This window comes from Klebsiella sp. KE9456 (genome assembly GCF_043832615.1).
GTDB lineage: Bacteria > Pseudomonadota > Gammaproteobacteria > Enterobacterales > Enterobacteriaceae > Klebsiella > Klebsiella indica.
The window spans coordinates 99,201-111,265 of the sequence record NZ_JBDYQK010000002.1 but is presented as its reverse complement, the minus strand read 5'-3'; the positions used below and the strand labels follow the sequence as shown (position 1 = coordinate 111,265).

Genomic DNA, 12,065 nt, shown 5'->3' with positions numbered 1-12,065 from the left:
ATGCAACAGGCAATCAAAAAAGATCAGCTGGTTAAATCATCGAAAAATTTCTTCACGCCATCAAAAAAACTTTTCGAGCGCGGGCTATTCTTCTCACCCGTGGGCCCACCAAAGCTCTCCTGAAGCTCTTTCAGCAGTTGCTTTTGTTTGTCATTAAGCCCCACCGGCGTTTCGACCACTACGCGACACAGCAGATCGCCCTGCGCGCCGCCACGCACAGATTTTACGCCTTTACCACGCATGCGGAACAGCTTACCGGTCTGCGTTTCGCCGGGCACCTTCAGGTTCACCCGGCCATCCAGCGTCGGGACCTCAATCTCACCGCCAAGCGCAGCCATGGTAAAGTTGATCGGAACTTCGCAATACAGGTTATTGCCTTCACGCTCAAAAATTGCGTGCTGCTTAACCTGTACCTGAACGTACAGATCGCCAGCCGGTGCGCCATGCTCACCCGCTTCGCCTTCACCGGCGAGGCGAATACGATCCCCGGTATCGACGCCTGCCGGGATCTTAACCGACAGCGTTTTGCTCTTCTCTACGCGACCATGACCATGACATTTGTTGCACGGATCTTTAATCAGCGTACCGCGGCCCTGACAGTGCGGACAGGTTTGCTGCACGGCGAAGAAGCCCTGGCGCATCTGCACCTGGCCGGAACCATGACAGGTCGGGCAGGTCTGCGGCTGAGTGCCTGCTTTCGCGCCACTACCGTGGCAGACATCACACTCTTCCAGCGTCGGAATACGGATCTCTTTGGTCACTCCGCGAACGGCTTCTTCCAGCGTCAGATCCATGTTATAGCGCAAATCGGCACCGCGCGACGCACGCTGGCGGCCGCGACCTCCGCCAAAAATATCACCGAAAACATCGCCGAAAATATCGCTGAAATCAGCACCGCCGCCAAAACCGCCGCCCCCCATGCCGCCTTGTTCGAAGGCGGCATGACCGTATTGATCGTAAGCAGCGCGCTTCTGAGCATCAGTCAGGATTTCATACGCTTCTTTAATTTGTTTAAATTTCGCTTCGGCCTCTTTATCGCCCTGATTGCGGTCCGGGTGATACTTCATGGCCAGGCGTTTATACGCCTTTTTGATTTCACGCTCTTCCGCGGTTCTGGGAACGCCCAAAATCTCGTAATAATCTTGCTTTGCCATTGGTGTTGTTCAGCCCCTTAACATGCGTGCACGGGCGGAGAGGAACCCTCTTCGCCCGTGCCAGTATTTACCCGTTCAAAGGGCGATTATTTTTTGTCTTTTACTTCTTCAAACTCAGCATCGACAACATCGTCATCTTTCGCGTTGTTTGCAGAAGCGTCAGCGCCGCCAGCCTGCTGCTGTGCATGCTGCTGCTGAGCGATTTCCATCAGTTTCTGGGAAGCCTGCGCCAGTTCCTGCATTTTCGCTTCGATAGCCGCTTTGTCTTCACCTTTCAGCGCCGTTTCCAGCGCGCTCAGCGCAGACTCGATTGCGGTTTTATCATCAGCCGGCAGTTTATCGCCCGCTTCTTCAACCTGCTTACGGGTGCTGTGCAGCAGATGGTCGCCCTGGTTGCGGGTCTGAACCAGCTCTTCAAACTTACGGTCAGATTCAGCGTTCGCTTCAGCATCGCGAACCATTTTCTGAATTTCGTCCTCGTTCAGACCAGAAGAGGCCTTGATGGTGATCTTCTGCTCTTTACCGCTGTTTTTGTCTTTCGCGGAAACGTGCAGGATACCGTCAGCATCGATATCGAAGGTGACTTCGATCTGCGGCATACCGCGCGGTGCCGGGTTGATGCCATCCAGGTTGAACTGACCCAGAGATTTGTTATCAGACGCGCGTTTACGCTCACCCTGCAGCACATGGATGGTTACCGCAGACTGGTTGTCTTCAGCGGTAGAGAACACCTGGCTGTGCTTGGTCGGGATAGTGGTGTTTTTGCTGATCAGCGCGGTCATTACGCCGCCCATGGTTTCGATACCCAGAGACAGCGGAGTAACGTCGAGCAGCAGAACGTCTTTCACATCGCCGGTCAGTACGCCGCCCTGCACCGCTGCGCCGATAGCAACAGCTTCGTCCGGGTTAACGTCTTTACGCGGTTCTTTACCAAAGAACTCCGCCACTTTTTTCTGCACCATCGGCATACGCGTCTGACCGCCCACGAGGATAACGTCGTTGATATCCGATACGGACAGGCCAGCATCCTGCAGCGCGACTTTCAGCGGCTCGATAGAACGGTTCACCAGGTCTTCGACCAGGCTTTCCAGTTTCGCGCGAGTCACTTTAATGTTCATGTGTTTCGGACCGGTGGCATCTGCAGTGATGTACGGCAGGTTGACGTCGGTCTGCTGTGCGGAAGAAAGCTCGATTTTCGCTTTTTCTGCCGCTTCTTTCAGACGCTGCATCGCCAGCGGATCGTTACGCAGGTCAATGCCCTGATCTTTCTTAAATTCTTCAACCAGGTAGTTGATCAGACGGGTATCGAAGTCTTCACCACCCAGGTGAGTATCGCCGTTGGTTGCCAGAACTTCGAAGGTTTTTTCGCCATCAACTTCGTCGATTTCGATAATAGAGATATCGAAAGTCCCCCCACCGAGGTCATATACCGCGATAGTACGGTTGCCGATTTCTTTATCGAGACCATAAGCCAGTGCGGCGGCGGTCGGTTCGTTGATGATACGTTTGACTTCCAGACCAGCGATACGACCGGCGTCTTTCGTTGCCTGACGCTGAGCATCGTTGAAGTAAGCCGGTACGGTGATAACCGCTTCGGTTACCGACTCACCCAGGTAATCTTCTGCAGTTTTCTTCATTTTTTTCAGCACTTCAGCAGAGATCTGCGGCGGTGCCGTTTTGGTGCCTTTCACATCAAGCCATGCGTCGCCGTTATCTGCAGCAACAATTTTATACGGCATGATGGAAACGTCGCGCTGGACTTCTTCATCCTGGAAGCGGCGGCCAATCAGGCGTTTAATCGCAAACAGGGTATTTTGCGGGTTTGTCACTGCCTGACGTTTAGCCGGCTGACCTACCAGAGTTTCACCATCCTGGGTATAAGCAATGATAGAAGGCGTGGTGCGATCGCCTTCGGCGTTCTCCAGCACACGAGCTGTAGTGCCATCCATAATCGCTACACAAGAGTTGGTCGTACCCAGGTCGATACCAATAATTTTACCCATCTAAACGTCTCCACTAAAAATTCAGTCAACATGTGGTTGTGAACCTGTAATAAGGGCGAAACGTGCGGTTTCAACCGCCCGGACATCATTTTTTTTCAGGTTCATTCACTGCGGTTGACTACAAGATGGGGTCAGCCACCGCGTCATCAAGGGGGAGACACAAAAAAATTTTACCTCTGCTCCCCTGATGGATGGGCAAAACGGCGGCAGTTGGCAACAAGAGAGGGAAAAGAGTACACCCGATAAAAATAGCGCTAATCGGTAGCGTAATATATGACCCAGGCATAATTCGCAATAAATTCTCGGCACCCCGCCTGCCCAGGGTCGATAACCTACCGTCGTCAGGCAGAATCACAAATTGCTTAAAAACCCCCCTCCAGATCATGGACAGTATTCTGGCGCCTCATTATTATGCCGCGCCCCGCTCTCCAGCGGCTGTTAATATTTTTATTATAATCATTAAGTTGGGAAATTATGGATACCTCTAAATTAGCTAATCCGGCACCGCTGGGCCTTATGGGCTTCGGCATGACCACTATTCTGCTTAACCTCGTAAATAGCGGTTTGTTCGCATTTGATGTCGCTATCCTGGCAATGGGCATTTTTTACGGCGGTATCGCACAAATTTTTGCCGGTCTGCTGGAATTTAAAAAAGGTAATACTTTTGGCTTAACTGCATTTACCTCCTACGGCGCTTTCTGGTTGACGCTGGTCGCGATCCTTTTGATGCCGAAAACAGGTCTTGCCGAAGCGTCTGACGCACACTTTCTCGGTATGTATCTCGCACTGTGGGGGATCTTTACGCTGTTTATGTTCTTTGGCACTCTCAAAGGCCCGCGTATGCTGCAGTTCGTGTTTCTGAGTCTGAGCATACTGTTTGCTCTGCTGGCGATCGGCCACCTGGCAGATAACGAAGGCATCGTTAAGATTGCGGGCTGGGTTGGACTGATTTGCGGCGGCAGCGCGATTTATCTGGCGATGGGTGAAGTGCTGAACGAACAGTTTGGCCGCACCGTTCTGCCAATCGGCGAACAGCATTGATTGATGTTGCCGCCCGAACATGGGCGGCAACGAGATAACCGCACGGCGTTAAGACAGGCGCTGCAGTTCAGCTTCCGGCGTAGCGACCTGCTTATCCAGTCCCTGATTCAGCCACACGCCCAATCCCAGTCCCATAAACGACAGGGCCAGCACGTACCAGGCCGGCGCCATCGGCGAAACGCCCATCAGCATTGTCACCGCGATCGGCGTCAGGCCGCCAAAAATGGCATACGAGACGTTATAAGAGAATGAAATGCCGGTAAAGCGAACTTCCGCCGGGAACGCGCGCACCATCACGTAAGGTACCGCCCCCACCACGCCGACACACAGGCCAACCGCGCCATAGAGCAGGAACAGCTGCTGCGAGTTGCCGCCAGAAAGATGGTAGAAAGCCCAGCTACTGGCGGCCAGAAATAAACTCCCGACGATAAATGTGCGGCTGGCGCCAAACTTATCGACTGCCAGACCCGCCAACAAACAGCCAATGCACAGCATAATGGTGGCAATACTGTTCGCCTGCAGAGTGATTGCCGGAGCAAAACCGTAGTGCTTTTGTAACCAAACTGGCGACATCAAAATCACGACCACTATTCCGGCAGATAATAGCCAGGTCAGCAACATTGAGACGATCACCGCTTTCTGGTGCTTCAGCGTAACGGCCTTAACCGGCATCTCCTGAGCTAAGGCTTTTCGCTGTTGCATCTCAAGGAAAATCGGCGTCTCCTGTAGCCAGCGGCGTAAATACATGGCCACAAGACCAAATGCGCCGCCAAGCAAAAAAGGAATGCGCCAGCCGCCGTCGTGGATCCCCTGTGGCGTCAGATGAGTGTTAATCAGCGTCGCGACGACCGATCCCAGTAAGATCCCCACCGTCAGGCCAGCGGTCAACGTGCCACAGGCGATACCGATTTTTTTCTCCGGAACATGTTCTGCAACAAACACCCATGCACCCGGCACTTCCCCGCCAATAGCAGCCCCCTGAAGAATACGCATAAACAGCAGCAAAAGCGGCGCCACGATGCCCATCGATTGGTAAGTCGGCAACAGGCCTATCGCCAGCGTTGGCAGCGCCATCAGCAGAATGCTCAGAGTAAACATTCTCTTACGCCCGACCAGATCGCCGAAATGCGCCATAATAATGCCGCCAAGGGGACGGGCTAAATATCCTGCGGCAAAAATACCGAAGGTCTGCACCTGACGCAGCCACTCCGGAATATCGGCCGGAAAGAACAGTTCGCCAACGACAGCAGCGAAGAAGACAAAGATGATGAAGTCATAAAACTCCAGCGCGCCGCCCAGGGCAGCCAGCGTCAGAGTTTTATAATCTTGTCGATTCAGAGGTCGGGTATATTGTGACATAACGAGCAATCATCCAGAGGTATGAAGGGTGTTTTACGCAATGTGTAAAGTAAAAAACACTATACCGTAAATAAAACAACACACCACAGGCAATTCAGGTTATATCAGAAATGCATCAAATTCAGGATAAAGTTTCACGCCTTGCACTTTTAGGGCGAAAAGCTGCTACCACATCCCCATTTGTTTCGACATATGGCCCTTCAAGCAGCTGTACACAATACGGTACACTTGCAAAAATACCCTGTACCAGGACGTTACCTTCGGCATCTTTCACCCCCTCCAGCGTCTCCTCAATCGCCTTTGGCTGACCGGGCAGATTAAGGATCAGCGCCTGCTTGCGGATAACGCCAACCTGACGCGAAAGAATAGCTGTCGGTACAAAATGCAGGCTGACCTGGCGCATTTGCTCACCAAAGCCCGGCATCACCCGGTCGGCAATCGCCAGTGTCGCATCCGGGGTCACATCGCGCCTTGCCGGGCCGGTACCACCGGTGGTCAGCACCAGATGACAGCCCATCTCATCAACCAGCTCACACAATGTTTGCTCGATAATAATCTGTTCATCGGGGATTAAGCGGGGCAGCAATTCGAAAGGCGTGGATAGCGCACGCGCCAGCCACTCTTCAAGCGCCGGGATACCTTTATCCTGATAGACGCCGCTGGAGGCGCGATCGGAAATGGAAACTAAGCCGATTCGTAAGGTGTTCATGATTATTCCGTTCAAACAGTATTAATAAACAGAATAATACACCGAGGGGAGCAAGGCAGACAGTTTAATGTGGCCGACGGACGTCGGCCACGCGCGGGATTACAGCAGATCGCCGATCATTTTTTCCAGTTTTTCCTGGTCGATCGCAAACTTACGGATACCTTCCGCCAGTTTATCTACCGCCATCGGATCCTGGTTGTGCTGCCACAGAAACTCGGATTCCGTGATACGCGCCGGGCGCGCTTTAACTTCGCCGCTGAACGCCAGTTTGCGTTCGATAGCGCCTTCACTTTCCGCCAGCTCTTTCAGCAGGGCCGGCGCGATGGTCAGACGGTCACAGCCAGCCAGTTCCAGAATCTCGCCGACATTACGGAAGCTTGCGCCCATAACCACAGTTTCGTAGCCATGCTGTTTGTAGTATTCGTAGATTTCGCTTACGGAAACCACGCCCGGATCTTCAGCCGGCGCATACTCTTTCTTATCGGTATTGGCTTTGTACCAGTCAAGAATACGACCAACAAACGGAGAGATCAGGAATACGCCTGCTTCCGCGCAAGCACGAGCCTGAGCGAAAGAGAACAGCAGAGTCAGGTTACAGTTGATGCCTTCTTTTTCCAGCTGCTCCGCCGCGCGGATGCCCTGCCAGGTGGAAGCCAGTTTGATCAGAATACGATCGTTGCTGATGCCGGCATCGTTGTACAACTTGATGATGCGTTTAGCCTTAGCGATGGAGGCGTCGGTGTCATAGGACAAGCGAGCGTCAACTTCAGTGGAAATACGGCCAGGGATCAGCTTAAGGATTTCGAGACCAATGTTCACCGCCAGCTTATCGGAAGCATCAACAATCTGCTGCGCGCGATCGCTGCTCTGGCTGCGAGCCCAGGCAACAGCATCATCAATCAGCTTACGGTACTCAGGGATCTGAGCCGCACCGAGAATCAAAGAAGGGTTAGTCGTGGCGTCCTGAGGCTGATACAGCTTCATCGCCGCGATATCTCCGGTATCAGCTACGACAGTGGTGTACTGACGCAGAGAAGTTAATTTATCCGTCATGATAGTGTTTCTCTTAAACAGCAGTTAAGGGGATGTAACCGGTCTGCCAAGATGATAACACGCTGCTGGATCAGCGCAACCGCCGACAATGCACGAGCGCAGAGTGTGATAAACTACACCAATTAATTATCTGAACGTAAAGGGATTACCACTGAATTGGTGGCGCTTACACTCACGCGCCAGTATGGGCCAGGGGATGTTTAATGCCTGATTTTCTGTTCTTCATCAATGAAATACTCTGGGGCTCGGTAATGATTTATCTGTTACTGGGCGCTGGCGCCTGGTTTACCTGGCGAACAAAGTTTATTCCGTTTCGTTGCGTCCATCAGTTTAGCCAGGGTCTGAAAAAAAGCCTTGCGTCCCGGCCCGGCGGAGTCACGTCTTTTCAGGCATTGTGCACAGGTATGGCGGCACGTATCGGGAGCGGCAACCTGGCGGGAGTCGCCCTGGCCATCACCGCCGGTGGACCGGGAGCCGTTTTTTGGATGTGGATCTCGGCGCTGCTCGGGATGGCAAGCAGCTTTGCCGAATGTTCTCTTGCTCAGCTTTATAAAGAACGCGATGCCCGTGGCCAGTTTCGCGGCGGCCCCGCCTGGTATATGGCCCGGGGTTTAGGTATGCGCTGGATGGGGGTGTTGTTTTCCATTTTGCTGCTGCTGGCCTATGGCACTATTTTTAACACCGTGCAGGCAAACTCCGTTGCCTATGCCATGAAGTATGCATTCCATGCACCTGAAATCGTCACAGGTTGCGTGCTGGCCATTCTTATTCTGCTGGTTATCGTCCGCGGCATTCGAGGCGTGGCGCGATTACTGCAGTGGTTTGTGCCGCTGTTGGCTATGGTATGGATCCTGACGAGCCTGGTTATCAGTCTGTGGCATATCGACGAGCTACCAACCGTTTTTGCCACCATTTTCCGCAGCGCCTTCGGCTGGCAAGAGGCGGCGGCAGGCGCTGTCGGCTATACCATCAGCCAGGCGCTCACCAGCGGCTTTCAGCGCGGTATGTTTTCCCATGAAGCGGGCATGGGGTCGACGCCCAATGTCGCAGCGGCGGCAGCGACCTGGCCGTCGCACCCTGCCACTCAAGGGATCGTGCAAATGATTGGCGTCTTCATTGATACGGTGGTGATCTGCACTGCCAGCGCCGTCATCATCATGCTCGCCCCGAGGAACGATAACAGCGCCGCAATAAACGGTATTCAGGCGCTTCAGCTTGCCATGAACAATCTTGTTGGCGACTGGGGCGCCGGTTTTGTCGCTTTTATCATGCTGCTTTTCGCCTTCAGCGCCATCATTGCAAACTATATCTATGCGGAAAATAATCTTGTCTTTCTGCGGATGGACAGCAGGCGAAATATCTGGGCGCTGCGGTTCCTCGCCCTGAGCATGGTCATCGCCGGAACGGTAATCAGCTTACCGGTCGCCTGGCAAATGGCGGATATCGTCATGGCGTTGATGGCGATTACGAACCTGACGGCTATCCTGCTCCTGTCGCCAACGGTACGGATCATCACCGATGATTATCTACGCCAGCGTCGGCTGGGCACGCGGCCGGAATTTGACGTTACGCGTTACCCCGAAATTCATCAGCAGGTGATGTCGGGTATCTGGGATAATCTGCCGCGTAAATAGCGCGGCAATTACAGCTATCGCTCCCTCTGTGGCGTTTTTTTGCTAAAGTCGTCAAAAATCTCCTGAAAGGACTGGATATGCTCATTCTGATTTCACCTGCCAAAACGCTTGATTATCAAAGCCCGCTAGCGACTGCTCGCTATACCCAGCCTGAACTGCTGGAATACTCTCAGGAACTGATCAATATCGCTCGCCAGCTGTCTGCGCCGCAGATAGGTAAACTGATGAGCATCAGCGACAAGCTGGCTGACCTCAATGCCACCCGTTTTCACGACTGGCACCCGGATTTTACCCCGGCGAATGCCCGACAGGCGATTCTGGCTTTTAAGGGCGATGTTTACACCGGTCTGCAGGCAGAGACCTTTAGCGAAGCCGATTTTGATTTTGCCCAGCAGCATCTGCGGATGCTTTCCGGCCTTTATGGCGTTCTGCGCCCGCTCGATCTGATGCAACCTTACCGGCTGGAGATGGGAATTAAGCTTGAAAACGCGAAAGGCAAAGATCTGTATCAGTATTGGGGAGAGGTGATTACCGATAAGCTGAATCAGGCACTGAAAGCGCAGGGCGACGATATCGTCATTAACCTGGCCTCTGATGAATACTTCCGGGCGGTTAAAGCCAAACAGCTTGCGGGTCGGATAATTAAGCCGGTTTTCCTTGATGAGAAAAACGGTAAGTTTAAAGTAATCAGCTTCTACGCCAAAAAAGCGCGCGGATTAATGAGCCGTTACATCATTGAAAATCGCTTAACCAGGCCAGAGCAGCTGGCCCGCTTTGATAGCGAAGGTTATTTCTTTGATGCCGATGCATCAGGGCCGGACGAACTGGTATTTAAACGCCGCGAACAGTAAAAATCACGCTCCCCTGCCGCCGGATAAGGCAGCAGGGGAGTCAGGCTTAACCCATCATCAGCTTACGCAGGGCGGCAAAATCAGCCGGCAGATTATGCGACAGCAGCGGCAGATCCGCACGATCCGCCAGCGCTTTCGGCAGCGGCAGCGTCTCTTGCAGAATCTCTTCCACGCTCTCTTTAAATTTCGCCGGATGCGCCGTACCGAGGAACAGACCATACTCGCCCGGCTGCAGCTGGTCGCGCAGCGCGCGATAAGCTATCGCCGCATGCGGTTCCGAGGTATAGCCAATGGCTTTCAGTTCGCGCATGGTGGATTTCGTGGTTTCATCATCCACCGCCGCATAGCCCAGCTCATTCAGACGCCAGGTTTTGCGCCGGAACAGCTCTTCTACGCGCGGCCAGTTGTTCGGCTGGCTGACGTCCATCGCGTTAGACAGCGTGGCCTGGGTCGCTTTCGGCGACCAGTTACCGTCCTGCAGGAAACGCGGCACAGTATCATTGGCGTTGGTCGCCGCGATAAAGCGTTTAATTGGCAGCCCCAGCGATTTCGCCAGCAAACCAGCCGTCAAATCGCCAAAGTTGCCGCTTGGCACCGAGATAACCAACTGATTACGGGCCTCCTGCGGCAACTGCGCGACGGCCTCAAAATAGTAGCAAATCTGCGCCAGCAGGCGGCTGATATTAATGGAGTTAGCCGAATTCAGCCCCAGAGCGGTTTTCAGCTCTTCGTCGTCAAAGGCCTGTTTCACCAGCGCCTGGCAGGCATCGAAATCACCGTCGATAGCGACGGTTTCAATATTGCCGCCCAGGGTACAGAACAGTTTTTCCTGCAGCGGGCTGATTTTACCGCGCGGATAGAGAATGACGACGTTAACGTTCGGCAGACCATAGAACGCATGGGCGACCGCCGCGCCGGTGTCGCCGGAGGTTGCCGTCAGGATGGTCACCGGTTTGTCGCCCGCGATATGGGTCAGCATCTGCGCCATAAAGCGGCCGCCAAAATCTTTGAACGCCAGCGTCGGGCCATGAAACAACTCCAGGCATCCCACATCTTTCTGCACTTTACTGACCGGCGCCGGAAAGGTGAATGCCGTGGCAATACGCTGTTGCAGCATGTCCTGCGGGATCTCGTCACCAATAAACGCAGACAGGATTTTCGCGCTGCGCGGGACGAAATCCAGCTTCAGCATATCGTCAATTTCAGTCAGGCTAAATTCCGGTAGATCGTGCGGAAAGAACAGCCCCTGCTGCTTGCCAAGCCCCTGCGTCACGGCCCGCGCAAAGCTGACCTGTTCGTTATGATCTTTTAAGTTATAGAGTTTCATTGGTTATCCCACTACTCGAGCGCCCGCCGTATCCAGCTGGCAAATATGAACGAAGCCTTCCTGATTTTGTAGATAGTGCTTTGCCAGCCAATCGGCGACACGCTGCGCGGTTTCCGGTTTATCGCATAACGCGAACATCGTCGGGCCGGAGCCGGAAATACCACACGCCTGCGCGCCAATTTCCATCGCCGCCTGACGCGCTTCGCTGAAGCCCGGCAGCAATTTGGTACGATACGGCTCGGCAATCACATCCGTCATCAATTTCGCCGCCAGCTGCGGCTGACGGGTATAGCAGGCATGAATAAAGCCCGCCAGATGACGACCATGAGCAATGCAGTCCTGACGGCGATACTGCGCCGGGAGAATCGCCCGCGCTTCCGCCGTCGAAACTTTAATGCCCGGATAAGCCAGCACCCATAGCCACTCGTCAAATGCCGGAACCTGCTGGCTGATAATGCCGTTTTCCTCAAGCATCAACTGGATACCGCCAAGGTAGCACGGCGCCACATTGTCGTAGTGGATGCTGCCGGAAATCCGCCCTTCCATCTCGCCCATCAGCGCCAGCATCCGGGTTTCGTTGAGCGGCTTACCGCAAAATTCGTTCATCGCCACCAGCGCCGCGACCACGGAGCAGGCGCTGGAACCAAGCCCGGAGCCTATCGGCATATTCTTTTCCAGCGTCATCGCGACCGGTACTTTTTTGCCAACCTCCTGGCAGAAGCGCTCCCAGCATTGATAGACGATATTTTCCTGCGGAGCCGTCGGCAGTTTGCTGGCAAAACGGCCAACGTTTTGCAGACTGAAGCTTTCAGCCGCCTCCACCGTCACGTTGTCCCCCAGCAGCGTACCGTCGACCGGCGTCACCGCCGCCCCCAGCACGTCAAACCCGACGCTCATATTGGCACTGGAAGCCGGGGCATATACTTTGACCATC

10 protein-coding genes are annotated in these 12,065 nt (G+C 53.9%); 3 read left to right on the top strand and 7 right to left on the bottom strand.

Annotated features, from left to right (window positions below):
- Positions 1 to 23: 23 nt before the first annotated feature.
- Both dnaJ and dnaK read right to left on the bottom strand, forming a co-directional pair.
- Complete coding sequence (dnaJ, locus tag ABK821_RS02775) at positions 24 to 1,154, bottom strand: molecular chaperone DnaJ (protein ID WP_138361875.1); 1,131 nt, start codon at positions 1,152 to 1,154, stop codon at positions 24 to 26.
- Positions 1,155 to 1,240: 86 nt separating this feature from the next.
- A complete protein-coding gene (gene dnaK / locus ABK821_RS02770) occupies positions 1,241 to 3,157 on the bottom strand; it encodes a molecular chaperone DnaK (RefSeq protein WP_343177944.1) in 1,917 nt (638 codons plus the stop codon).
- 474 nt (positions 3,158 to 3,631) lie between these two features.
- On the opposite strand from dnaK, the gene satP reads away from it, so the two are divergent.
- Positions 3,632 to 4,198 (top strand): acetate uptake transporter, encoded by a 567-nt coding sequence (gene satP, locus ABK821_RS02765; RefSeq protein WP_138361873.1) that lies wholly within the window; start codon positions 3,632 to 3,634, stop codon positions 4,196 to 4,198.
- A 48-nt stretch (positions 4,199 to 4,246) separates the two neighbouring features.
- On the opposite strand, the gene ABK821_RS02760 is transcribed toward satP, so the two are convergent.
- The 3 genes from ABK821_RS02760 to tal form a co-directional block, all read right to left on the bottom strand.
- Positions 4,247 to 5,557 carry an MFS transporter gene (locus ABK821_RS02760; protein WP_138361872.1) on the bottom strand — a complete coding sequence of 437 codons (1,311 nt, stop codon included), beginning with the start codon at positions 5,555 to 5,557 and terminating at the stop codon, positions 4,247 to 4,249.
- A gap of 121 nt (positions 5,558 to 5,678) precedes the next feature.
- On the bottom strand, positions 5,679 to 6,266 hold the full coding sequence (mog, locus tag ABK821_RS02755) for a molybdopterin adenylyltransferase (protein ID WP_142503039.1): 588 nt from the start codon (positions 6,264 to 6,266) through the stop codon (positions 5,679 to 5,681).
- 99 nt (positions 6,267 to 6,365) lie between these two features.
- The gene (gene tal / locus ABK821_RS02750; RefSeq protein ID WP_138361870.1) at positions 6,366 to 7,319 is read right to left on the bottom strand and encodes a transaldolase; all 954 of its coding nucleotides are present in this window, start codon (positions 7,317 to 7,319) and stop codon (positions 6,366 to 6,368) included.
- A gap of 203 nt (positions 7,320 to 7,522) precedes the next feature.
- On the opposite strand from tal, the gene ABK821_RS02745 reads away from it, so the two are divergent.
- Both ABK821_RS02745 and yaaA read left to right on the top strand, forming a co-directional pair.
- On the top strand, positions 7,523 to 8,953 hold the full coding sequence (locus ABK821_RS02745) for a sodium:alanine symporter family protein (protein ID WP_138361869.1): 1,431 nt from the start codon (positions 7,523 to 7,525) through the stop codon (positions 8,951 to 8,953).
- 77 nt (positions 8,954 to 9,030) lie between these two features.
- Entirely contained in the window at positions 9,031 to 9,804 is a 774-nt protein-coding gene (yaaA, locus tag ABK821_RS02740; RefSeq protein ID WP_138361868.1) for a peroxide stress protein YaaA, read from the top strand.
- 46 nt (positions 9,805 to 9,850) lie between these two features.
- Here yaaA and thrC read toward each other — a convergent pair whose 3' ends face one another.
- Positions 9,851 to 11,131, bottom strand: a complete 1,281-nt coding sequence (gene thrC / locus ABK821_RS02735; RefSeq protein ID WP_142503042.1) for a threonine synthase — start codon at positions 11,129 to 11,131, stop codon at positions 9,851 to 9,853.
- 3 nt (positions 11,132 to 11,134) lie between these two features.
- Positions 11,135 to 12,064 carry a homoserine kinase gene (gene thrB / locus ABK821_RS02730; RefSeq protein WP_138361866.1) on the bottom strand — a complete coding sequence of 310 codons (930 nt, stop codon included), beginning with the start codon at positions 12,062 to 12,064 and terminating at the stop codon, positions 11,135 to 11,137.
- Position 12,065 lies beyond the last annotated feature (1 nt).